The following is a 25527-nucleotide window of genomic DNA, read 5'->3' as shown; positions in this document are numbered from 1 at the left end:
GAATAAACGATGATTAATAATGCTAATGAGTTAAAGGCGCATCTTTTGCAACAAAATAAAAATCGATTGCAAAGTGATCAATTTGATATGCATGCTGCGTTGGAAGATATTTTAAATTCAGTTGGTTATTCAACTGCTGATAGTGGTGGCAAGGTTACGTTTTATGGTAAGGACCCAGTTATGCCTAGTACGTTAAGGTTAGCATCGTTAGCTGGATTAGGGTTAGCAGCTAAATCGGTGGCATTAGCACATTTATGGCAAGTCAGAGGTGGCAAAGGTCAAGATATTCACATAGATATTCGTAAGGCAGTGAAACGTCTGTCACCTTTCTATGAAAGAAAATGGGAAACTTTGAATGGTTTTCCTGCAAAGGGTCAAGAGGATCCTCATACACCATTTCGATTTGATTTTTACCAAACTAAAGATAAGCGCTGGGTAATGCCACTAAATCCTTATCCAAATGCTAAGGCACATGTTTTGGAACTATTAAATTGTCGTTCAACGAAAGAGGCTGTTGCGGAAGCTATTAAGGGTTGGAATGGTCAGGATTTAGAAATTGCAGGTGCTGAAAAAGGTGTCGTTATGCCAATGGTACGTTCGCTAGAAGAATTTGTAGAAGAGGAACAATTTCAACATATTGCGGAGACGGAATTAATCGAAATTAAAAAAATAGCTGATTCTAAGCCGGAAGCATTTTCAGAGGAACCCGAACAACCTTTAAGTGGTGTGAGGGCGCTTGGAATGGGACACGTCATCGCAGGTGCTGGATTAGGAAGAGGATTAGCCTTGCATGGTGCAGATGTATTAAATGTGTGGCGACCGTCAGAATTAGAAGTTGAAACAATGTATCTCACTTCTAATGTTGGTATGCGTTCAACATATTTGGATATAGATCATAATCAAGAGCATAGAAGTCGATTTGATGCATTACTTCAAGGTGCAGATATATTCTTTATAAATAAAAGATATGGCTTTATGGAAAAATATGGTCTGACGCCAAATGACTTAGCCCAAAAAAGACCCGGTATCATTCATGCGTCGGTTAATTTACACGGGCATACGGGACCTTGGAAGAACCGTAACGGCTTTGATCAAACTGCCGGCAGTGTGACGGGAGTCATGACACTTGAAGGTTCAGTTGATAAACCGAAATTACCACCTATCGTTGTGGTTAATGATTATGTAATCTCGTGGTTGTTAGAGTTAGGAGTTATTAAAGCTTTAGAACGTCGAGCTAAAGAAGGTGGTAGCTATAGTGTGCGTGTATCTTTAAGTAAAGTATCAGCTTATTTAATGTCGTTAGGTATCTTTGATAAAGACTACGCAAAAACCATGTCGAATAGTAACGAAGAACATCAAATCGTCGCACCAGATCAATTTGAAGCGGAGACCCCTTTAGGAACGTATAAAGGCGTGACAGACCAAGTTTATATGTCAGAAACACCAGGGGAATATGACACCGTCTTGATGGTTCGAGGCTCTGATAAACCTCGGTGGAAAGCTTGAATCAAAGTTAACCAAAGTGATTTAAATAATATGAATTAAGTATATAGGTCATGAAAACTAACGTAATAAGTTAGTTTTCATGACCTATATTTTTTAATATTTTGTTATGGGTGTACTATTGGTTTGATTCAAAATAAATTCAGAATGGGGTGGTTGTATGGGGTTAATGAGTAAGAAAGATATTAATTTGGTTATTAGAGATAATGATACACAGTTAAGTAAATGTTTAAATTCATTTGATTTAACAATGTTAGGTATAGGTGCCATTATTGGAACGGGTATTTTTGTATTAACAGGTACAGGAGCCTTAAAGGCGGGACCGGGTTTGATGTTTGCATTTATTATAGCAGCACTAGCTTGTTTGTTTGCCGCACTATGCTATGCTGAATTTGCTTCCATGGTCCCTATAGCGGGGTCTGCATACACATATACTTATACAACGATTGGTGAAATTTTTGCATTTATTATTGGATGGGATCTTGCGCTAGAATATATGCTTGGTGTAAGTACAGTATCCGTAGGATGGTCGGGTTACTTTAGGTCTTTTATTGAAGGATTTGGTATTACGATACCATCACAACTTACTGCAGCTCCTGGAGTGATAACAAGTGATAAAGTTACAGGGGTATTCAATTTGCCGGCATTTTTGATTGTGTTAATCATTACCTTTTTAATAGCGATGGGTATAAAAGAAACTAAACGTGTAAATAACATTATGGTATTAATTAAAATTGTTGTTGTCATGCTCTTCATTTGCGTAGCGATTTTTTACGTCAAACCAGCGAATTTATCTCCCATAATGCCGTTTGGGTTTTCAGGGGTGTTTGCTGCAGCAGCAACAGTGTTTTTCGCATTTATTGGTTTTGATGCAGTATCATCTAGTACAGAAGAAACGATTAACCCAGCGAAGACAATGCCACGTGGCATTATTCTTTCATTATTAATTTGCACGGTGTTATATGTCATTGTATCGCTCATAATGACTGGTGTAGTTCCATTTAAATTATTTGGTCAATATGAAGATCACCCAGTTTCTGCAGTATTGAAATATTCTGGTCAGAATTGGATATCTGGAATCATTGATATTGGTGCTATCTTAGGTATGACTACAGTTATGCTGGTTATGCTATATGGTCAAACGCGTGTGACATATGCAATGTCGAAAGATGGTTTAATGCCGAAATTCTTTTCTAAAGTAAATGGAAAGACAGATACGCCATTCATTGCTACTTGGTTATTTGGTATGGTTTCTGCATTGTTAGGTGGTTTTGTATCGATTGATGCTTTATCAGAAATGGTAAATATTGGTACATTATCGGCATTTATATTAGTAGCTATTTCAATTATTGTGTTAAGAAAAACTGCTCCACATATTCCTCGGAAATTTAAATGTCCGGCGGTACCAATTATCCCCATTTTTGCAATTATATTTTGCTTGTTTTTAATTTTGAATTTAGATCCAATAACATGGCTAAGATTTTTGGTTTGGCTGATTATAGGTTTTGTAGTTTATTTTGTATATTCGAGAAAGCATGCTATTTTAAATCATTAAGGGCATGAAGTGAATATGAAAGTTCGCTGCGTCTAACTAAGTGAAATATCACGAGTTAGGCGTATTTTTTATTGTGGAAAGCATACATATAAAGTGTAAAGATTATAAAAATAATTGACTGAAAGCGCTATCAGTATTACTATAATTATTAAATATTGGTTATGTTTTAGTGTAATTTTGGATTTTATCACCAAAAACAAGGGGTGTTTTCATGAAAAAATCAGAATGTGACATAAAACGACGCAAAATGAAAAGGATTACATTGATTGCGACGTTTGGTGGATTGCTATTTGGGTTTGATACAGGGGTTATTAATGGTGCTTTACCGTATATGTCTTTATCGAATCAGTTAGATTTATCACCTGCTACTGAAGGTTTGGTATCGAGTTCGCTTGTATTTGGAGCTGCATTTGGTGCAATTACAGGTGGAAGGTTATCCGATACTTTAGGAAGAAAGAAAATGATTATGGTATTAGCAATTATTTTCTTTTTTGCAACGTTAGGTTGTGGGTTATCACCTAATGTATTCTCGATGGTTATTTTTAGATTGATATTAGGTTTAGCTGTCGGTGGCGCTTCAGTAATCGTACCGACTTTCCTTTCTGAAATGTCTTCTAAAGAGGATCGGGGACGAATGGTCACACAAAATGAATTGATGATTGTTTCTGGTCAGTTGATGGCTTATGTTATCAATGGTGTTTTAGGAAATTTAGTAGATAATCCAGGTATTTGGAGAGTGATGTTATTAGTTGCTACATTACCAGCAGTTATCTTGTGGTTTGGTATGTTGCGTGTACCTGAAAGTCCGAGATGGCACGCGAGTAAGAGTAAATATTGGCCTGCTTATACGATTTTAAGAACACTAAGAGATGAACAGACGGCAGCAGAAGAAATAAAAGAAATTAAAACAGTGATAGATAAAGAAAAATTAATTAAAGAGAAGTCGAAAAATGAATTTACTAAACCATGGATTCGTAAGATTTTGTTAATTGGTATAGGTTTAGGTGTTGTACAACAAATCACGGGTGTTAACTCTATTATGTATTACGGTACTGAAATACTGCGTAATGCAGGCTTTGGTACGAAGGCAGCTCTAGTTGGAAATATTGCGAATGGTGTGATATCGGTTATAGCAACGTTTGTTGGTATTTGGCTATTAGGAAAGATTGGTAGACGAACGATGTTAATTACGGGTCAATTAGGTATTGTAGCAACATTGATATTGTTAAGTATTGTTCCATTATTTTTAAAGGGAACAGTCGTATTACCATTTATTATATTGTTATTAACGGTAACATTTTTAGCGTTTCAACAAGGGTGTGTATCACCAGTCACTTGGCTAATGTTATCTGAAATATTTCCATTAAAGGTTAGAGGATTAGGAATGGGAGCGAGTGTGTTCTTTTGTTGGATGACGAATTTCTTAGTAAGTTTGTTGTTCCCTATCTTACTGGGACATTTAGGTTTAGCATCCACGTTTACGATATTCGTAGTCTTGAATTTAGTAGCAGTTATATTCGTTAAAAAATTCTTGCCGGAAACGAAGGATAAATCACTAGAAGAAATTGAAGAATACTTTAAAGCAACGGTAAAAAAGGACGAAGTAATTGGAAAGAACGTGGTTAAGGAAGCGAAATAATTTATAAATTAAAGTAATTATGATTGACTGAAAGCGGTAACAAATATATGATGGTCATAAGTTGATTAAGTTTTGGTATCTTTGAATAGGTTAAGAGAGGGTGGTTTTATGGCAAAGAAAATAAGATTAACAACAGGTCAAGCGGTAGTGAAGTTTTTAAAACAGCAGTATATCAGTGTTGATGGTGAAGAATCACCATTTGTAGAAGGGGTACTCGATATATTTGGGCATGGTAATGTCGTGGGTATTGGTCAAGCTTTGGAGGAAAGTCCAGGTGACTTAAACATTATACAAGGTAAAAATGAACAAGGTATGGCGCATGCAGCGATTGCATTTGCGAAACAACGTTTACGTCGCCAAATCTATGCAGTAACCACTTCAGTTGGACCAGGATCTGCCAATTTAACAGCTGCAGCAGGAACAGCACTCGCAAATAATATTCCTGTATTGCTGTTACCAAGTGATACCTTTGCAACGAGACAACCTGATCCAGTGTTACAACAAGTTGAACATGAATCGAATTTAACAACAACTACTAACGACGCACTTAAAGCTGTATCTCGTTATTGGGATAGAGTTACTCGTCCAGAACAATTAATGTCTAGCTTAATAAGAGCATTTGAGGTATTGACGAACCCAGCTCAGGCAGGACCAGCAACGGTATGTATTTCACAAGATGTGCAAGGTGAAGCCTTTGACTTTGATGAGTCTTTCTTTGAGAAACGTGTACATTATATTGATCGTCCAGAACCGGTAGCAAGAGAAATAGATTTAATGATTGAAACAATTAAAAATAGTGAAAAGCCAATCATACTTGTTGGTGGTGGCGCGAAATATTCAGGTGCACGCGATGAATTAATTGAAATTTCAGATAAATATAATATTCCATTAGTTGAAACACAAGCAGGTAAATCAACAGTAGAAGCAACGTTTAAGCATAATTTAGGTGGCATGGGAATTACAGGTACATTGGCTGCAAACAAAGTAGCATATGCGGCTGACTTAGTCATTGGTATTGGTACACGTTATACAGATTTTGCGACTTCTTCTAAGACTGCGTTTGATTTTGATAAGACTAAGTTTTTAAATATAAATGTTAATCGCATGCAAGCTTATAAATTAGATGCAGTACAAGTTGTTGCTGATGCTAAGGTTACATTGCAACACCTCTTGAAACGCCTTGGAGATGACTATCAAACGGGTTATGGTGAATCGATAAATGAGGTTAAGACTGAGTGGCTGAATGAACGTTCGCGTTTGAGTCAAATTCAATTTAATCGTGAGCATTTTGATCCGGAGATTAAGGAACAATTTGATCAAAATATCTTAAATGAGTATGCAGATGCGTTAGGTACAGAGTTAACACAAAGTTCAGTTGTCTTGAAGTTAAACGAAGTGGTATCACCTGACAGTAATGTTATCACATCTGCGGGGTCTCTTCCGGGGGACTTACAGAGATTATGGAATGCTTCTGTACCGAACACTTACCATGTTGAATATGGTTATTCTTGTATGGGATACGAAATATCTGGTGCACTTGGTGTCAGATTAGCAGAACCAGAGCATGAAGTATATTCGTTCGTAGGTGACGGTAGTTTCTTAATGTTACATTCTGAATTTATAACATCACTACAATATAACAAGAAGATTAATCTATTGTTATTTGATAACTCGGGATACGGTTGTATCAATAATTTACAAATGGAAAACGGAGTGAATAGTTATCACACTGAATTCCGAACAGCAGATAATGAAATTCTGAATATTGATTATGCCAAAGTAGCTGAAGGTTATGGAGCTAAGGTTTATAAAGTGTATTCATTAGAGGAGTTAGAAGCTGCTATTAAAGATGCTGAACAACAAGACATTAGTACGTTAATTGAGATTAAAGTTTTGCCAAAAACAATGACGGACGGTTATGAGAGTTGGTGGCATGTTGGTGTTCCGGAGGTTTCTAATTCTGAAAAAACACAAGCTGCTTTTGATTTAAAAGCGGGAAAGCTAGCACAAGGTAAACAATATTAAACAAGGGGCGTGTAATAATATGAAATTAGCATTAGATCCAGCAATGTATACAGATTTATCAATGAAGGAAGTTATCGATAAGGCAGCTAGGCTTGGTTATGATTATATTGAATTGTCTCCAAGAGAAGACTTTATTCCTTTTTATAAGTATCCAAAAGTGGATAAAGCAATGATTAAAAATGTAAAAAAATGGTGTAGTGATGCGGGTGTACAATTGTCTTCGATATTACCTGTAATGGCGTGGTCAGGGCCTGATGAAGAGCAACGACAAGGTGCAGTGCGTAATTGGAAACGTGCGATTGAAATTGCGAGTGATTTGAACGTGGATGTGATGAATACAGAATTTAATGGTAGTAAATATGAACAACAAAGATGTGAAGAGAAGTTTATCAAATCAATGGATGAATTATTGCCGATTTTTGAAAAGGAAGGTATGAAATTAAATTTACAAGCGCATCCCTATGATTTTATAGAACGTAATGATGAAGCATTGCGCATGATTCGTGGTTTGGATAGAGAGTGGATTAACTTAGTGTTCTCGACTGCGCATACATTCTTCCATGATGATGGTATAGGCGATATTGAAACAATGTTCGATGATGCGGGCGACAAGTTACAACATGTATTGTTCTCTGATACATTTAACCACACAGCTGCGAATGGCTTACGTTATATTGTGAATCCACCAGGAGCGGAAGTAACTGTGCACCAACATTTGAATATTGGTGAAGGTGAAGTGGACTTTGAAACGATATTTAGAAAGTTAAAAGAAATGAAATTTGATGGTATTGCTACAAATTCTGTATTTGCATGGGTTGATAGAGCGGATGAATCTGCACAATTTATGTTGGAGCGATTGAAGAAGGAGTTATTTTAAGTCTAGATAATGGATGAGGTGTGCTATGAAATTAGGGTATAATGTGGCGACTACAAAGGAAAATGCAACATTGCAACAGGAATTAGAATTATGTGATAAACATGGTTATGACTTTATTGAAATACAAATGGATAAGATGCCGGAGTATTTAAAAACACATACGCTTGAAGATATGAAAGCATTTTTCGATACACATCATATTAAGCCGTTAAGTCTCAATGCATTGCAGTTCTTTAATAATAGGAATGATGCGGATTATAGAGTTGTATTAGATGAATTTAAAGAATGGCTAGAGATTGCGCATTATCTAGGGGCGAAATATATCGTTCTCGTGCCATTGGTTACGGAAACTAAAATACTCAATAAGGCGATTCATGATAGCTGTGTTAAGGTTATGACAGAATTTGCAACGTTAGCCGAAGCATATCATATTAAGATTGCGTTAGAGTTTTTAGGGGCACCATATGCAACGGTTAACACATTCCAACAAGCGTATGATATCGTCGAGGACGTGGCGAAACCGAATGTAGGATTGGTATTAGATTTCTTTCATTTTCATGCAATGGGATCTAATTTAGCAGATTTGCGCAAGGCTAAGGCAGAAAATATATTTTTGTTACATATTAATGATGTAGATGACTACCCGATTGGTATATTAACGGATGAAGATAGATGTTTCCCAGGTCATGGTGTCATTGATATTAAAGGTATATTTAATACACTTCGTGAGATTGGATTTCAAGGTGAGTTTATTTCGATTGAGCTCTTTCGTCCGGAATATTATCGATTGCCAGCTGAAGATGTCATTGTGAAATCTAAGGAAACGGTTAAGGAAAGTGTGCAACCGTTCTATCCAATTTAATTTAAAATTTAAACTGTAATCAGGTTGAGACTGTATGTGGTTTGTTATCTTTACAATTTTTATGTTAAAGAGTTCAGACCAACGATCGTCTCAGCCTTTTTGTGTCATAATGTGCGCATTATTAAGCTAAATTACTAAAGCTGAAGATGGATTACAGACTGATAGCGTTCTTAAGTGGCCTATATAAGCGAGATTGTTATTATGGCATGCACGAGTTAAGTTAAGTCCAGTTAAGCAAAATTGCAACATGGTAAGTAATACATAGTTAAGTCTAAGTAAATTATTTGTAGCGTTATGATCATGTATTGATACGTATGACGTTGAATTTAGTCATAGTTGCAACTGTTGATCGGTCGGTGAACCAAAAGAGGTAACACCTGAATGAACAGGTGTTACCTCTAATGTTAATATTGATGAACTTTTGTATAAATGGTTATGTTTCAATTGTGACATTTGCAGATTTAAGAAAATCTACAAATTCTTGAGACGGTGTCTTGTCGGTAATTAATGTGTCGAGTTCTGCGCATTCCATAAATGTAAGAAGTGTAGAACGGCCCATTTTTGTGTGATCCGCCAGTGCATAAACATACTTTGAACGAGAGACGATTAATTTTTTAATAATATTTTCTTCTAATTCGGCATTTGAGAGGCCGTTTTTTATATCGACACCTGTCGCGGCCATAAATGCTTTGTCGATGTTGAATTTTTCAATAAGATTATTTGATTCGATACCGATAAATGAACGTGTACGGAATTTAAATTGTTCACCGATAATAAATAGTGACACATTTTTAAAGACGGAAGCTTTATTAATAATGTCTAAACTATTTGAGATAATAGTAAAAGGTAGTTCTGTATCGACGTAATCTAAAATATGGACTGTTGTAGTTCCAGTATCAAGATATACGACATCATGTGCCTTTATACGTTTGGCTGCTTTTTTGGCAATGTGAATTTTCTCTTCATAGTGTTCAATATTTCGCTTCGAGTAGTCGACAGCTTGTGTAATAGAACTATCAACCGCCTTTACACCACCGTAAACCTTTTTAACTTTATTCATATCGGCTAATACTGTGATATCGCGACGTATTGTATTAATTGAAACGTTGAAGTAATCACTTAATTCATCAATAGAAGCAGCTTGATTTTCGTTAATATAGGATTCAATCGCGTGTATCCTTTTCGTTTTCATATTTGTTACCCCCAATAATTTATATAATACACAACATTTCTGTATTACTCAACACTTAATAAAAAAATGACAAAAAGTTGACAATAATCACTCCTTTTTATAAAATAACCAATAAGTAATCAATATTTAACCAAAATTATACTAAAAAATGGAAGCGTTTTCCAAGGAGGAGGAACAAGAAATGGCAGAAATCTTAAAAAATTATATTAATGGTGAATGGGTGAATTCAAAATCACAGGAAACAATTGAAGTTTATAACCCGGCAACAAAGGAAGTTATCGCAGAAGTACCATTATCAACTAGAGCAGAATTAGACGAAGTGGCAGAAATTGCTCAAAGTGCATTTGAAGAGTGGAGTCAGGTTGCAGTTCCAAAAAGAGCACGCTTATTATTCAACTTACAACAAATTTTACAAGAAAATAAACAAGAGTTAGCAGAAATTATTACGAAAGAAAATGGTAAAAGTGTTGGGGAAGCTTTAGGTGAGGTACAACGCGGTATTGAAAATGTAGAATTTGCTGCAGGCGCACCATCACTAATGATGGGAGATTCCTTATCAAGTATTGCTACAAATATTGAAGGTACAAGTTATCGATACCCTGTTGGCGTTGTAGGCGGTATCACACCTTTCAACTTCCCGATGATGGTACCTTGTTGGATGTTCCCAATGGCAATTGCGCTAGGTAACACATTTATTATTAAACCTTCAGAGAAAACACCGTTACTGGTAAATAAATTGGCTGAATTGGTTGAGCAAGCTGGGTTCCCTAAAGGTGTATTCAATGTTGTGCATGGTGCCCATGATATTGTAAATGGTATTTGTGAAAACGAAAAAATAAAAGCGGTTTCATTTGTAGGTTCTAAACCAGTTGGTGAATATGTATATAAAAAGGCAACAGAAAATTTAAAACGAGCTCAGTGTTTAACAGGTGCTAAAAATCATACGATTATCTTAAATGATGCCAACATTGATTCAGCTGTGAAAGACGTTATCGGTGCAGCCTTTGGCTCGGCTGGTGAGCGTTGTATGGCAGCAGCGGTGGTTGCGGTTCAAGAGGGTGTGTATGATGAATTTAAAGAAAAATTAGTACAAGCAGCTAAGGATATTGTCATCGGTAATGGTTTAGAAGATAACGTATTCCTAGGTCCAGTTATCAGAGAAGAGAATAAAGAACGCACATTAAACTATGTAGATCAAGGTGTCGAAGAAGGTGCGACGCTTGTATTAGATGGTCGTGAAGATAATAAAGATGAAGGTTACTTTGTTAAGCCAACTATTTTTGAAGATGTCACAACAGATATGAAGTTATGGCAAGATGAAATATTTGCACCTGTATTATCGTTAGTAAAAGTAACAGATCTTAAAGAAGGTATTGCACTAGCTAATAAATCAGAATTTGCTAATGGCGCTTGCTTATTTACAGATAGTGCTTCATCTATAAGATACTTTAGAGAATTCATCGATGCCGGCATGTTAGGTATTAACCTTGGTGTGCCAGCTCCAATGGCAGTATTCCCATTCTCTGGTTGGAAATCATCGTTCTTTGGCTCATTACATGCGAATGGTAAAGATAGTATTGATTTCTTTACACATCGTAAAGTAGTAACAGCTCGTCACGGCGAACCTCAATATTAAGGAGTGTATAGAGATATGGCTGAATTATTAAAGAAACCCGTACACCATCCATTGGCAGAGGGTGTTGAAATAATACAAGACTTTAAACCATCAGATGTAGATTTAGAATATACCGGTATTAAAGTGATTGACCTTAAAGCTGCAGCAACATTTAGTGAGTCGACAAATGACTATGAAGCTTGTGTTGTTGCCTTGACGGGGCAAATTGATGTTTCAGATGGCAACGATAAATATGAAGGTTTAGGTACGAGAGATTCAGTATTTGAAAAGGTCCCTACAGATAGTATTTATATATCTAAAACACATGAAATCGTGATTACAGCACAGAGAGATGCACGTGTTGTCATTTGTTATTCACCTTGTGAACAGGAACGTGCAACACAACTTATTCCAGCAGCAGAAAATTCTGTCGAAGATAGAGGTAAATATTCTAATAAGCGACATGTGCATAATATATTGCCTGATTCACATACTGCTAGTGAAAAATTATTAGTCGTAGAAGTGTATACAGATCAAGGAAACTGGTCTAGTTATCCACCACATAAGCATGATGTAGATAATCTGCCACATGAGTCATTTCTTGAAGAAATCTATTACCATGAAATGGATCCACCACAGGGGTTTGTCTTTCAACGTGTTTATACAGACGATAAATCTTTAGACGAAACAATGGCTGTTGAACATAGTGATGTAGTCATCGTCCCTAAGGGATATCACCCAGTTGCAGTTCCAGACGGTTACAATGGTTATTATTTAAATGTAATGGCAGGTCCTCAAAAGGTATGGAAGTTCCATAATCAAAAAGATCATGAATGGATTATAGATAGAAAGTAGGGATAGGAATGGCAAATCAGAAAGATATCGTAGCGATTGGTAGAGCAGCAATTGATTTAAACGCAGTAGAGATCAATAGACCGATGGAAGAGACAGAAACATTTCGCAAATATGTCGGTGGTTCTCCGGTAAATATCAGTATTGGAGCATCTAAATTAGGTTTGAATGTAGGATTAATTGCTAATGTTTCAGATGATCAACATGGCCGTTATATCACAGATTATTTAAATCAATTAGGTGTAGATACATCCCAAATCCATGTTGATGAACATGGTCACAAGACAGGTCTTACCTTTACAGAAATAAAAAGTCCTACTGAATCTAATATTCTGATGTATCGAGAAGAAGTAGCCGATTTATACTTAGCACCTGAGCATGTTGATGCAGCGTATATTAAAGAAAGTAAATATTTGCTGATTTCAGGTACAGCGTTGGCTCAATCTCCTTCTAGAGAAGCGGTATTAAAAGCGTTGTCTATTGCTAAAGCGAATAATGTAAAGGTTGTCTTTGAAATAGATTATCGTCCTTACACGTGGAAGAGTTTAGAAGAAACTTCAATTTATTATGAATTGGTTGCACAACAAGCTGACATTGTTATTGGTACCCGAGATGAATACGATATGATTCACCGTTACGTTAATGAGACAGATGAATCAATTAGTCAAATTTTGTTTAGTTACCAGCCAGAACTTGTCATTATTAAACACGGTGTCCAAGGTTCTAAAGCTTATACCAGAGATGGTGCGTATTATGAAGGTAAAGCATTTAAGGCACAGGTCATTAAAACATTTGGTGCCGGTGATTCATATGCTGCAGCTTTCTTATATGCATTGGTTAAAGGTAAAGCTATTGATGAAGCATTAAAATACGGTGCAGCTTCTGCCGCTATTGTGGTAAGCAGCCATAGTTCATCGGAAGCAATGCCGACAAGTGAAAAGTTAGAAAGCTTTATCGAAGCGCAAGAGAATCAAACAATTTAGTATTAAATGTAAGCGATTTCTTAAAAGGCGGATGATGTTATGACTGAAAATATACGTTTTGGATGTGCACCAATTGCATGGACGAATGATGACTTGCCTGAGTTAGGTAAGGAAAATACCTTTGAACAATGTATTAGTGAAATGGCATTAGCTGGATATGAAGGGACAGAAATTGGTAACAAGTATCCTAAAGTAGCCAGTCAATTGCTGGATTATTTAAAGCCTAGAAACTTGAGTGTTGCGAGTGCGTGGTTGAGTTTATTTTTAACGACAAAGCCATATGAAGAAACAGAAAGTGCGTTTATCAACCACAGAGATTTCTTATATGAATTAGGTGCAAAGGTCATTGTTGTTTGTGAACAAGGTAAGAGCATTCAACAACGAGAAGATATGTCAGTTTTCACGGAAAAACCGCACTTTACAGATGAAGAATGGTTAAAGCTCACGCAAGGGTTAGAGCATCTTGGTAGGTTGGCGCGCGAGAAAGATATGAGAATTGTATATCACCATCATATGGGGACAGGGGTTCAAACAACTGCTGAAATTCAACGTTTAATGGATAACACGGATCCCGAAACAGTCTCATTATTATTTGATACTGGTCATTTAGCATTATCAGGTGAACTGCCATTAGCTGTGTTCGAACAATATAAATCAAGAATTCACCATATCCATTTCAAGGATATTCGTCCGGATGTGCAACAAAGAGCACAGATACAAGACAGTAGCTTTCTTGACAGTATCAAGCAAGGCATATTTACAGTGCCGGGCGATGGTTATATTGACTTTGAACCCATACTACAAGCAATAGAAGCTGCTGATTATAAAGGATGGATTGTTGTAGAAGCAGAACAAGATCCTGCTAAAGCCAACCCCTTTATTTATGCAAAAAATGCGAAAAATTATTTGAATCAAATACAACGTAAGCAAGAGAAAAAATATATTTCGTAAAGGGGGAATTCTTTGGAAAAACATATGATTCGTTATGCGAAGTCACAAGGATTTGCAATTCCACAAATGAATATCAACGGCTTAATTTGGATTGAAGGTGTCTTGCAAGCTGCAGAAAATATGCAATCTCCAATTATTATCGGCACGACGGATAAGAATATTGCCTATCTTGGTGGCTACAAATTTATCCTACAGACGATAAAAAATAAAATTACAGCGATGGGTATAACGGTCCCTGTATCGATTCATTTAGATCATGGTTTAACGGTAGAGGGTTGTAAGCAAGCAGTTGATGCAGGCTATGATTCTGTTATGTTTGATGGTTCAAAGTTACCGATTGAAGAGAATATTAGGCAAACGAAGGAAGTTGTCGAATATGCGCATGCCCATGGTGTCATTGTGGAAGGTGAAGTAGGTGCTGTAGGTGGCGTAGAAGATGGTTTGGTAGGACAAGTTAAATACGCAGATATTGATGAATGCGTGGCATTAGTACAACAAACGCATTTAGATACATTAGCACCTGCATTGGGCTCTGTACATGGCAAGTACAAGGGTGAACCTAACTTAGGATTTGCAGAGATGGAGGCAATTGGGTCTAAAGTAGATGTACCACTCGTCTTGCATGGTGCATCAGGTATTCCGAATGCAGATTTACAACGTGCGATTCAATTGGGCCATGCTAAGATTAATTTTAATACTGAAATTAATATCTCTTGGTCAAACCAATTGCGCAAGACACTCAATGAATCAACAGAGCTATTCAACCCACAAGAAATATTGAAGCCTAGTATACAAGCTATTATTACGATAGCTGAAAAGATAATTCAAACATGTGGTTCGGAAAATAAAAATACAGCATTTATAAAAAACAGATGATCGGAGCTGAATAAGGTATGGAATTAAGAATTGGTGTAATCGGTATTGGTGCAATGGGGAGAGATCACGTAGATAGAATCAACAATAGAGTCAATGGCGCAAAGGTTTCGGCAATTAGTGATATTAATGTTGAAGTAGCTACGGCTTATGCAAAGGAAATTGGAGCGACATTTTACGAAGATGCTGAGGCACTTATTGCTGCAGATGAAATAGATGGTATTGTTGTTACATCTTGGGATCCAACACATGAAGGTTATGTATTAGAAGCAATTAAACATGACAAGTATGTATTCTGTGAAAAGCCATTAGCCTTAGAAGCTTCAGGCTGTACAAACATTGTGAATGCAGAAACAGCGAAGCAAAAGCGCTTAGTGCAGGTTGGATTTATGCGTCGTTATGATAGAGGTTATGAAGAAATGAAACGTGAATTAGACACTGGCGTATTAGGTGAACCATTGTTATTACATTGTACGCACAGAAATGAAACGGTCGATTCGAAATACGATACACCAATGGCTGTTGAAAATACGGCAGTACATGAAGTGGATGCTTTAAGATGGTTATTACAAGAAGATTTTGTATCGGCGCAAGTTATTCTGCCTAAAAAGCAAACGCAATATACACATCCTAAGTTACACGATCCACAGTTAATCTTATTACAGACTGAATCAGGTGTCTGTATTGATTTAGAAGTATTTGTGAATTGTCAATTTGGTTATGATATTAATTGTAAAGTGGTTTGCGAAAAAGGTGAAATCGGCTTAACAAATCCAACTTATTTCAATGTTAAAACAGAGCAAAAAGATTATACGCGTGTACCTAGTGATTGGAAAGAGCGTTTTATCTCAGCGTATGATAAAGAGTTACAATTATGGGTAGACGGAATTAAGCATGATGAAATTACTGGGCCATCTGCTTGGGACGGTTATATGGCTTCTGTCACGACTAACGCATGTTCTGAATCTAGAGACAATGGTTATAAAGTAGAGATTAAATTTGATGAAAAGCCAAGCTTATACCAATAAGAAGCGGAGTGATGATCGGTGAAATTATCATACGTAACAGATAGTTTAGCGCATTTATCATTAGAAGAAGTATTAACATATATCACAAAGCAGGATGTGTACCACATTGAACTTGCTACAGGTGGTTGGTCACCAGCGCCACATGTTAATTTACAGCAATTGTTGAATGATGAGCAAAGTTTCACTGAGTTCAAACAGTTGTTGGAACGTTATCAAGTTGATGTTGTTGCACTGAACTGTTCAGGTAATCCATTAGCGCCAGGTGAACTGGGGAAGGAACATCGTAAAGTAACAACGGATACCTTTAAACTGGCTGAAAAGTTAGGGGTTAAGAAAATTGTTATGATGAGTGGTTTACCTGCTGCTTCTCCAAAAGATACGATGCCGAATTGGATAACGACGACCGTAAGTTGGCCACCAGAGTTAAAGGATGCACTTGATTATCAATGGAATGATGTAGCGATACCCTACTGGAAAAAATTGGTAGAAGTAGCGAAATCACATGGTATAGAGAAGATTGCACTTGAGAACTTTAGTGCTCAACTGGTCTATAATCCAGAAACATTGCTCCATTTAAGAAATGCAGTTGATCCAATCATAGGCATGAATTTGGATCCGAGTCATCTATTATGGATGGGGGCTGACCCAATACAATGTGCACGTCGATTAGAAGGGGCAATTCACCATGTACATGGCAAAGATGTGCGTATTGAAGATGGTGTTGCTGATGTGACAACGCTACTTGAAACAAGAGAGATTGATGATGTTAAATATCGTGCATGGAATTATGTTGCTGTCGGTTATGGGCAAGATTTGCAATGGTGGAAGACATTCTTCTCAGTGGTGCGTATGGTTGGTTACGAAGGCTTCGTATCTTTAGAAATGGAAGACTTGACGATGTCACCGGAAGCGGGTGTGGATGCTTCTATAGCTGCCCTAAAGCAAGTATTAGTTTAAGGTTTTGTAATGAGAGATGCTAGATTACAAAAAGGAATTTTATATTAAAAAGACGAAGACATAGTTGATGTCTTCGTCTTTTTACGTACTGCTTGATGTTGATATAGTAACTAATTCCTATATTACATGTGTTCATTGTTAATTTGAGCTTGCAAGGATTGAGAATTAGCTTGTGCGACACTGAGTAAATACTTTGCTTTAGATAACGACTGCTTACATCTATAGTATGTTGCTTCGGTTTGCTTTGATAATACGAATAGAACAATCGAACCAATAGCAGCTATAATTGAAATAATGATATAAGGTACGATTGTCGCAGTAGAATCTATAAAGAAAGTGATCACAGCTATAATGATTGATATAACTGCGATAGCAATGGCGATTAATGTTGCATACATATATTGCATCGCTTGCTTTAATACTTTTTGGAAAGATGCTTTTTCTTTGTCGTAGTGTAAATTATTTTGATGTAATTTTAAGTCTACATTTGCATCTATTGCGCCGGCAAAGTGAGCAACGTCTTTATTTCTGTCCTTTTTTAATTTGTCGATAATGGGTTGATAACCATAAGTTAATGCAATCTTTTTCTCTTTAACTGTACCTCGTGCAAGTCGATTGAGTTCGTCTAGTTTATTTTGGTTCATGTGCTCACTCCCACATTGTTTGTATAAGGATTATTTGAATCAAATTAAGGTAGTTATCTTATAACACCTAATAGTGTCTCTATAGCACTATAGTAGTGTATTCTACGATGCATTATTTTTTCTTATCTATTTCTTTTTTGGCTGATTGTTCTACTTTTGGTTGTTCTTGGTGTGCTGTGTCTTTAGCGTTTGCTACGTGACTGCCAAATAATGTTCCAGTTCCTAGGACAGCGCATAAAAATAGACCACCTAACCAAGTGAAGAATGAAGGTTTCTTACTTCGCTCGTAGCGTTTAGCCAACTCAGCATCATCACCTAGTAAATGATTTAAGTCACCGTTCTGTGTTGAAACAACTCTGCTAAGGACAGGCTGGCTGTTTTCCTTTTGGGCAAAGCTAAGTGCTTGTTGTTTAATCTCTAAGGCTTGAGCTGAGATGCTCAAACTCGTTTGGTTACTTTGTTCGAGTTGTTGATTTAATCGGTCCAATTGCGCGCGATTATTTTTAAGTTCCATTTCTTTTGCTCGAATGGCTTCGTTCTTATCTGAGTTTTCGCGTTTAATCTTTTCAATTTCAACACGTAGAAAGTTGATTTCATCAGTCATTTGCGCATCTTTTAGTTCATAATCATTCATTCTTTTTTCAACGGCTAGTTCTAGACGTTCATTAAATGTTGTTTCGTTATGAATGATATCTTGTTCTAATTTGCTTATTTCTTGGCGCAAATGATCTACATCATCGCTACGCTTTTGAATTAGGCTTGCTACATCATGGTCCATTAGCTGTTGTAGCTCTGCTTTTTTGTCATCTATTGTTTGTTGGTGTCGATGTATAACATCGTCGACAATTTTTGAAATTTGTAATTCGTAATTATTTTGTACTTCGGCATGGAGTACTTTAATTTGATTATTATAAGATTGATTTGCTTTAGTAGTAAGTGTCGTTTCAAGTTCTTGTATTTTATTATTTAATAATGGGCGCTCTTCACGTTCAATCTTATCTTCCATGTCTCTACGTGCTTTGTCAGCACGAGATTGTTTATCTTGTTCGAATTGTTCTTCTAATTGTTGAGCATGTGTTGCTACCGTTGATGGAATTACGCTTAATGCATCTGCTAATTTCTGCTCAATTGCTATATAGTCATTGTGGTAAGTGGAATCAGCAGATTTGTAGTTTTTCAGCGTATCAGCTTCGATATTTTTACTCCATAAATCGGCAACAAGTTGGTTATAAATACTATTGATGATATCTTCACGCTTTTTTTGCAAAGTGTTTAATTTATCACTTTTAGCTTGGTTAAAGTCATCTTCAGTTAATTGCTCTAATTTTTGATATGTAGGTAAAACCTTCTCATCATAATCTTTATCTTTGATAATACTATTAAATTGTAATTTTTCGTCATCTAAATAAATTTTATCTATTAAACCGTTTAATGTATTATATAAATTGTTTTTTAATAGTTTAATGTCAGAATGTTCGACATTATGAGGTATTGTAGTTGCTTGTGCTTCTTCATCATTTACTGCATGGTTGTTATGGTTCTTCTGTTGAATTTGCTCGATGATTGCATCTCTTAACGGTACAAGTGTTTCGAAATTTAAGTCTTTACTCATATTTGCCGTGCCAAAATCAGGCATATTTGATGCATTTAAAATATCGTTGTTAATCACCTTTAATTGGTATGCATTCTCTGATGGTATATAGAGTCTTAAACCAAAATTACAGTCGTCATACTTTTCTTCTTTAATATTTTGTAGTGAAGCGAAATCTGTAACGCAGTACTCATGATCGGCAAAAATTTTGAAAGGCTCGTTGTCGTCTTTAGGATTAATAGTTACATCAAATGATTGGACAAGTTTTGTAGAGCATAAGATTTGTTTGAAATTATCAACGGCTTCACCTTTAGATTTTCCTAAGATTAAATTAGGTGCTACGACAGGTACAATATAAATCTTTGTGTCGCCCACTTCTGCATAATCCATTTCTAAATAGCTAATGTCTAAAACATTGTTAGTCATGTATTGGTCATCCTTCCATTCGTTTAATGTCTAAACGGTTATGAATTAGTATCTGTAGTAACAGAATATGATTTAATTTGAGTGTAGTGTATATTCTAGAAGTCAATTGATAATTAAGGCGTATTTCGCTATGTAAAAAAATTAATTATATAAAAACAAATATTAATTATCAGATTTTTATGATAACACATAAGTTGGTTATATAATATAAATATTTATTTAAATTTTATATATTATTGTTTTTATTAATGCCTCTAAGATTAATAAATTTTATTACTTTTGAAAATGACTTTATCGTAAGTAAGTATGACTAGATTGCATAACAAGGCTAAATGATGTATGTGACGTATTGTTTATTCAATTTCTGTATATTATGGATGAGGTTATATAATAAATAGATGAATATGTAAGGGGTCCGTATCATTATATTAGTTTAGTTCAAGCAGGGTGTTTCGTATGCAGTACGTGTAAGTATAAATATAATGTGATAGAGAAATCATTGTGAGATGTAATTGATCCCATCTCTTAACTGACGACGCAAGAATAGTTATAAAAAAACCTTCAAAGTTATGGTTAATCAATCATACTTTGAAGGTTTAGTCATGTTTTAAATTATAAGATAAAATTTTGTCGATTTAATTAGAATTATGGTCATTAGATGAGAAAATGTGGCTTGGTGGCTTAGGTGTATTACAATGCTTGCTAGATCCACATGAAGAACATTTTCCTGCTTTAGATTTTTTTATGAATTTTGTTAAAGTATAAGCAGCATATCCAAATATAGCTGCAAATAATATGATGTTAAAAATGATAGTCATGTGTTCACTTCCTTAGATAAATAATTGTCCGATTTGGTAAAGTGCTAAAGATAATACATAAGCTACAGCGATAGGATAAACGACTGCTAAAACAGTCCATTTTACGGAATATGTCTCCTTACGAATGGTAGCGACGGTAGATAAACATGGAATATATAAAAGGATGAATACCATAAATGAATATGCTGTCAATGGTGTGAAGTGACTTTGAACTACATTGACAAGTCCTGCTTCATCCGATGAATAAATGATTGCCATTGAACTGACAATGACTTCTTTTGCTAAGAATCCAGGTATCAAAGTAGCACCGGCTTGCCATGTACCAAATCCCAATGGTGTAACTAATACAGCAAAGAAGCTACCAATCATGTGCAAGAAACTTTGATTAATTTCTACATCAAAGCCACCTGGACCTGTGTAGTTTAATAACCAAATGACAACGGAACCACCGAATATAAATGTTCCAGCTTTTTTAACAAATCCTTTGGCCTTTTCCCAAGTACTTCTCCATAAAGTCTTGATTGAAGGTAAGCGATATGTAGGCAATTCAATAATAAATACAGAATCATCATTTTTTAGCACTGTCTTGGTAAGTAATACACTCGTCAATAAAGCGACGACGATACCTAAAACGTATAAGCTTAGTACAATAAGCGCTTGATGCGATTTAAAGAATATACCTACAAATAAGGCGTAGACTGGTAATCTCGCAGAACAAGACATGAATGGTGCAATTAATATAGTAGTTAATCGTTCTTTTTCACTCTCGATACTACGTGCAGCCATAATACTTGGTACGTTACAACCAAACCCAATAATCATTGGAATAAATGATTTACCACTTAAGCCAAAGACCTCCATTATTCTGTCCATCAGAATAGCAATACGGGCCATGTATCCTGAATCTTCTAATAATGATATAAAGAAGAATAGGACGAGAATTTGTGGTACGAATACTAATACAGCGCCTACACCTGCGATGATGCCATCAGTAACTAGGTCCTGTAAAAATGGTAAAATATGCAAATAATCCATGCTTGCTTTTACCGAATCAGTAAGGGTACCACCAAAGAAATCATCGAGTTGATCGGATATCGGTGTCCCAACCCAGGTGAATGTAATTTGGAAAATTAACCACATGATGCCAAGAAATATTGGAATACCAAGAATTCGATGTGTTAATAACTTATCTAAGCGATTTGAGAAATATTGCTTTTCTTCATCTGGATATTCAACGACACCCTCTAATAATGTATCTATGTATGTAGCTCGAGCATCGTGAATACATGTACGAATAGATTGTGACAAGGTATTTGCTAGTGCGACTCTTAAAGGTTCGATTTGAGCGATTACAGTGGCATCGAGTTGATCATATATTTTAGGATTATTGAGTAAAAATTGTATCGCAACAAAACGCAAATGATGCTTGTTAATGACAGAATGTTGACCGATAAGGTGTTGAATCTTCATAAGTGTTTCTTCTATGTCGTCACCATAGTTTATTTTTAAAGGAGAGCGACGTGTGAGGCAATCATCTTTCAGCGCGTCCAACACTTTCTGTGTGCCTTTACCCTTACGTGCAATAATAGGCATAAGTGGTGTCTTTAACTTGTGCATGAGGGCTTGATGATCGATATGTATTCCACGTTTAGCAGCTACATCCACCATATTGAGCCCAATAATTAGAGGTGCACCAAGTTCCATCAGTTGTACTGTAAGTTGTAAATTACGTTTCAGCTGACTTGCATCGACAATATTAAGCATGCCTGTGTAAGAATCGTTTAATAGATAATCCGTAACAACAGTTTCGTCTTTGGAAATAGGTGATACTTCGTAAATACCAGGTAAATCTACAAGATCCCCTAAATTATCCTTTAATCGGCCAACTTTCTTTTCAACGGTAACTCCGCTCCAGTTGCCTACATATTCGTATGTGCCAGTAAGTGCGTTAAACAAAGATGTCTTTCCTACATTGGGGTTTCCTAAGATACAATAACTATTAGCCATGAGCTTCCTCTAGAAAGATCTGACATGCATCACAACCGCGAATACTCAAATGTTGTCCGTTTACCTCTAAGATACAAGGTCCTTTAAATAAACATCTTTGTTTGATCTTCAAATCGGTTCCGTGGTTTAAACCTAAGGCGTTTAAACGCTGTACCATGCTATCATTTTTAATGTTCATGTGCTTTACTGTGTAGCGCTTATTTAAGCTTCCAGTCTTAATATTCAACATATTGATCACTCTTTCTTAAATACAAATAATAATCGTTATCAATTATACTACTGCGACAAAAGAAATTGTATAAAATTATTATAATAATTGTGAATATTCTGTTAAAAAGATTTGAATATAGCATAGGTATTTATCTGCATTAAAAATTATATAAAATAAATATAGTAATAAATTAAAAAGTGAGCAAAAGGGTTGTGTTTTCTTGGTTGTAATATTACACTGTAGTAAATAGAGGTAGCCTACTGTAATCACAAGGGAATGTTACATAGCCAAGATGCAAGATAATCACAGAAGTACATCATTTATTAGCTATGAATCTTTTATATACGGATGAACATGTATATTAAGGAGGGAGTTCAAATGGTCGTACGCGAGAATAAACGTATTAAAGTCAAACGTATAAACGAAACACGCTCTAATGACATTTCTGTCATGATTGATGAAGGTGGACTAGGTGCTGACCAATATTATCAAATTATTAAAGAGAATACGAACACATCCGAAGCCCATTTACATCAGTTTGAACATGAAGTTAGCGAGAAAACAAATGAATTCTTAATTGATTTGTTGATTGTCAATGCACAAGAAAGTAGTAACAAGGATTATAACGAAGCGATAAAGGTTATTAAAGCAGAGCTATTGCACAGACTTGAATAAGGAAGGGAATTTATAATTGAATATGATGCAGACGAGATATTAGCTGTTATGAGTGAAGTGATTAACTTTATTTATAACAGCTTTTTGTGTGAAATGAATTCAGAGTACACAGAATATATCATTGTAAGTGGCAAATTGTTATTAAAACTTAAATTATTGCGTTATTTAATTATATAAAAATTTATTAAAGTCATTGATTATTGATTATAAAACCCATAAAATTGATAATGATAATCGTTTTCAATAAAAGGGAGTGTAGTGATGAGAAAGTATAGTGTCATAGTATTGTTAGCCGTACTGTTATTAGCTTCATGTAGTGCACAGTCTAAAGCGACTAAGAAAGTAGAAACAAGGGATTATACATTGGATAGTGGTAAAAAGGTACCAGTACCCAAAGATCCTAAGCGAATTGTTGTTGTAGCAAATACATATGCCGGTGGATTAAAATATTTAGGCGGCAATATTGTTGGTGTGACGAAAGATATAGAAAAAAGTGCAGTATTAAAAGAAAAGTTCAAAGATACGCATAAGTTAAATGAAAATGATGTCGAAAAAGTGGCTAAATTGAAACCAGATTTAATTATTGTGGATTCAACTGATAAAAATATTAAAAAGTATAATAAAATAGCGACAACAATACCTATAACCTATGGTAAAAAAGACTACTTAGCTACACAAATTGAATTAGGGAAGATTTTAGGTAAAGAAACAGAAGCAAAACAATGGGTAAATAGTTGGAATAAGCAGACGAAAAAAGATGCACATGAAATTAAACAGCATATAGGTGAAGATGCTACAGTTTCTATATTTGATGATTTTAGCAAGACAATTTATGCCTTTGGTGAATCATGGGGCCGTGGTGGTGAAGTTGTTTATCAAGCGTTTGATTTAAATATGCCAACCGCGTTGCAGAAAGCTGTGAAGAAAGAGGGATGGAAAGAGTTATCCCAAGAAAAATTACCGCAGTATTCAGGAGATTATATTATCACGATGAGTGAAGGTAAAGCTCAACCTGAATTTGAAAAAACAGAAATGTGGAAAAACATTCCAGCAGTTAAGCAGGGACGAGTGATTAATGTGAAGGCTGAAACTTATTGGTTTAACGACCCTTATTCATTAGATTATGAACGAAAAGAGTTAAAAAACAAACTATTGGGTAAATAATATCAAAACATTCGACTGTCTAATTTAATAGGTGGTTGAATGTTTTTAAGTTTAAGCGTACAGCATTCAAAATTTAATTTGCTATACTTAACGTATTCATATATGGCTGAATTTCATATCTGAAAGGGGTTAACCGCAGTAATTCATATATTATGATTATAGTAAGGAGTAAAAATGTATAATTTACAGATTAAAACCTTTTTAAAGGTAGTAGATTTAGGTAGCTTTAATAAAGCGTCTATAGAGTTATATATTTCAGCATCTGCCGTTATTAAACAAATCAATGCATTAGAGAAAAATTTGGGTTTAACTTTATTGAATAGAAATGCCCAAGGTGTGACATTGACAGAATCTGGAAAGATTATTTATGAAGCAAGTAAAAATTTAATTAACTACGCGGATGATGCATTGTCTAAAGCGAAAAAGATAGAAGAACAGAACCAACAAGTTATCAATTTGGGTGTATCACCAATGACCCCTGGTGATGTGTTAGTAAAACATTGGCCTACTATCAAGGCGAATCGTGATCATTTGCAGTTGAATATCGTACCATTTGAAAATTCGGAAGACAAAATTAATCATATATTACAGAATATAGGCGAATCGATTGATATTGTCATCGGCTTTTTAGATCGCGCATTGCTTAATTACTTTCAATGTGAAGGCGTAGAATTGTATCAAACGCCGGTTCGAATCGGTGTCCCACCTCAAAATAAATTGTTTAATCAAAGTGGTACATTGACTGTTCAAGATTTGAACCATCAAAAGATTATTATGTTGGAAGAGGGTATTAGTGATGCCTTTGATGTTGTACGTCAACAATTACAACAACTCCCTGATATTCAAATTGAAGATACAACTATCTACAATACACATACGTTTAATGATGCAGTACGTAAGGACTGTTTGGTACTGACATCGGATGAATGGGATAATGTGCATCCATTAGTACAACTACAGCCATTAGCATGGGACTGTGAATTTACCTTTGGTGTCTTTTATTCTGATTTGCTACCGGCGCATGTTGTCGATGTTATACAGCAACTACAACAAGTATTAACAAATAAAATTTAATAGTT

Annotated in this window: 22 protein-coding genes; 16 read left to right on the top strand and 6 right to left on the bottom strand. The window is 35.5% G+C overall.

All coding sequences use genetic code 11. The annotated features are described in order from the left end of the window. The first annotated feature begins 9 nt into the window (after window positions 1–9). From ACY191_RS00990 to ACY191_RS00965, 6 genes are all read left to right on the top strand, one after another. A complete protein-coding gene (locus ACY191_RS00990) occupies window positions 10–1506 on the top strand; it encodes a CoA transferase (RefSeq protein WP_042737722.1) in 1497 nt (498 codons plus the stop codon). Window positions 1507–1663: 157 nt separating this feature from the next. Further along, window positions 1664–3058, top strand: a complete 1395-nt coding sequence (locus tag ACY191_RS00985) for an amino acid permease (protein WP_042737721.1) — start codon at window positions 1664–1666, stop codon at window positions 3056–3058. A gap of 211 nt (window positions 3059–3269) precedes the next feature. Next, window positions 3270–4697 carry a sugar porter family MFS transporter gene (locus ACY191_RS00980; RefSeq protein ID WP_042737720.1) on the top strand — a complete coding sequence of 476 codons (1428 nt, stop codon included), beginning with the start codon at window positions 3270–3272 and terminating at the stop codon, window positions 4695–4697. 108 nt (window positions 4698–4805) lie between these two features. Next, window positions 4806–6722: a 3D-(3,5/4)-trihydroxycyclohexane-1,2-dione acylhydrolase (decyclizing) gene (iolD, locus tag ACY191_RS00975; protein WP_107579228.1), complete on the top strand. Its 1917-nt coding sequence runs from the start codon at window positions 4806–4808 to the stop codon at window positions 6720–6722. Window positions 6723–6741: 19 nt separating this feature from the next. Next, entirely contained in the window at window positions 6742–7599 is an 858-nt protein-coding gene (locus ACY191_RS00970) for a sugar phosphate isomerase/epimerase family protein (protein WP_042737718.1), read from the top strand. A 25-nt stretch (window positions 7600–7624) separates the two neighbouring features. Then, entirely contained in the window at window positions 7625–8461 is an 837-nt protein-coding gene (locus ACY191_RS00965) for a sugar phosphate isomerase/epimerase family protein (RefSeq protein WP_042737717.1), read from the top strand. Window positions 8462–8894: 433 nt separating this feature from the next. Here the strand turns inward: ACY191_RS00965 and ACY191_RS00960 are convergent, their stop codons facing one another. Beyond that, complete coding sequence (locus tag ACY191_RS00960; RefSeq protein WP_042737716.1) at window positions 8895–9653, bottom strand: DeoR/GlpR family DNA-binding transcription regulator; 759 nt, start codon at window positions 9651–9653, stop codon at window positions 8895–8897. 181 nt (window positions 9654–9834) lie between these two features. Between ACY191_RS00960 and ACY191_RS00955 the strand changes: the two genes are divergently transcribed. Genes ACY191_RS00955 through ACY191_RS00925 form a run of 7 tightly spaced genes read left to right on the top strand, consistent with a single transcriptional unit; the run spans window position 9835 to window position 16912 of the window. Continuing rightward, the gene (locus tag ACY191_RS00955) at window positions 9835–11289 is read left to right on the top strand and encodes a CoA-acylating methylmalonate-semialdehyde dehydrogenase (protein WP_042737715.1); all 1455 of its coding nucleotides are present in this window, start codon (window positions 9835–9837) and stop codon (window positions 11287–11289) included. A gap of 15 nt (window positions 11290–11304) precedes the next feature. Then, window positions 11305–12123, top strand: a complete 819-nt coding sequence (iolB, locus tag ACY191_RS00950) for a 5-deoxy-glucuronate isomerase (RefSeq protein WP_229366790.1) — start codon at window positions 11305–11307, stop codon at window positions 12121–12123. Window positions 12124–12131: 8 nt separating this feature from the next. Continuing rightward, entirely contained in the window at window positions 12132–13103 is a 972-nt protein-coding gene (iolC, locus tag ACY191_RS00945; RefSeq protein WP_229366791.1) for a 5-dehydro-2-deoxygluconokinase, read from the top strand. Between the two features lie 39 nt (window positions 13104–13142). Continuing rightward, window positions 13143–14054, top strand: coding sequence for a myo-inosose-2 dehydratase (gene iolE / locus ACY191_RS00940; protein ID WP_042737712.1), 912 nt, complete (start codon window positions 13143–13145; stop codon window positions 14052–14054). A gap of 12 nt (window positions 14055–14066) precedes the next feature. Next, on the top strand, window positions 14067–14930 hold the full coding sequence (locus ACY191_RS00935) for a class II fructose-bisphosphate aldolase (RefSeq protein WP_229366792.1): 864 nt from the start codon (window positions 14067–14069) through the stop codon (window positions 14928–14930). Window positions 14931–14947: 17 nt separating this feature from the next. After that, window positions 14948–15955 (top strand): Gfo/Idh/MocA family protein, encoded by a 1008-nt coding sequence (locus ACY191_RS00930; protein ID WP_042737711.1) that lies wholly within the window; start codon window positions 14948–14950, stop codon window positions 15953–15955. Between the two features lie 18 nt (window positions 15956–15973). Beyond that, window positions 15974–16912: a sugar phosphate isomerase/epimerase family protein gene (locus ACY191_RS00925; RefSeq protein ID WP_229366793.1), complete on the top strand. Its 939-nt coding sequence runs from the start codon at window positions 15974–15976 to the stop codon at window positions 16910–16912. Between the two features lie 122 nt (window positions 16913–17034). On the opposite strand, the gene ACY191_RS00920 is transcribed toward ACY191_RS00925, so the two are convergent. The 5 genes from ACY191_RS00920 to ACY191_RS00900 form a co-directional block, all read right to left on the bottom strand. Beyond that, window positions 17035–17556 (bottom strand): hypothetical protein, encoded by a 522-nt coding sequence (locus ACY191_RS00920; RefSeq protein WP_229366794.1) that lies wholly within the window; start codon window positions 17554–17556, stop codon window positions 17035–17037. A gap of 112 nt (window positions 17557–17668) precedes the next feature. Next, complete coding sequence (locus ACY191_RS00915) at window positions 17669–19573, bottom strand: coiled-coil domain-containing protein (protein ID WP_229366795.1); 1905 nt, start codon at window positions 19571–19573, stop codon at window positions 17669–17671. A gap of 635 nt (window positions 19574–20208) precedes the next feature. Beyond that, window positions 20209–20391: a FeoB-associated Cys-rich membrane protein gene (locus ACY191_RS00910; RefSeq protein WP_080364233.1), complete on the bottom strand. Its 183-nt coding sequence runs from the start codon at window positions 20389–20391 to the stop codon at window positions 20209–20211. Window positions 20392–20403: 12 nt separating this feature from the next. Continuing rightward, window positions 20404–22398, bottom strand: coding sequence for a ferrous iron transport protein B (gene feoB / locus ACY191_RS00905; RefSeq protein WP_229366796.1), 1995 nt, complete (start codon window positions 22396–22398; stop codon window positions 20404–20406). Then, complete coding sequence (locus ACY191_RS00900; protein ID WP_042737706.1) at window positions 22391–22627, bottom strand: FeoA family protein; 237 nt, start codon at window positions 22625–22627, stop codon at window positions 22391–22393. The genes feoB and ACY191_RS00900 overlap by 8 nt, the downstream gene beginning before the upstream one ends. Window positions 22628–22987: 360 nt before the next feature. Here ACY191_RS00900 and ACY191_RS00895 point away from each other — a divergent pair, with 360 nt between their 5' ends. From ACY191_RS00895 to ACY191_RS00885, 3 genes are all read left to right on the top strand, one after another. Continuing rightward, a complete protein-coding gene (locus ACY191_RS00895; RefSeq protein WP_042737705.1) occupies window positions 22988–23284 on the top strand; it encodes a hypothetical protein in 297 nt (98 codons plus the stop codon). Window positions 23285–23545: 261 nt separating this feature from the next. After that, window positions 23546–24448: an ABC transporter substrate-binding protein gene (locus tag ACY191_RS00890; RefSeq protein ID WP_229366797.1), complete on the top strand. Its 903-nt coding sequence runs from the start codon at window positions 23546–23548 to the stop codon at window positions 24446–24448. A gap of 174 nt (window positions 24449–24622) precedes the next feature. Beyond that, complete coding sequence (locus ACY191_RS00885) at window positions 24623–25522, top strand: LysR family transcriptional regulator (protein ID WP_042737703.1); 900 nt, start codon at window positions 24623–24625, stop codon at window positions 25520–25522. Window positions 25523–25527: the final 5 nt, after the last annotated feature.

The sequence above is a fragment of the Staphylococcus sp. TCBT05 genome (genome assembly GCF_055179755.1).
Note: the sequence above shows the minus strand (reverse complement) of the source record. Positions and strands in the feature narration are given on the sequence as shown.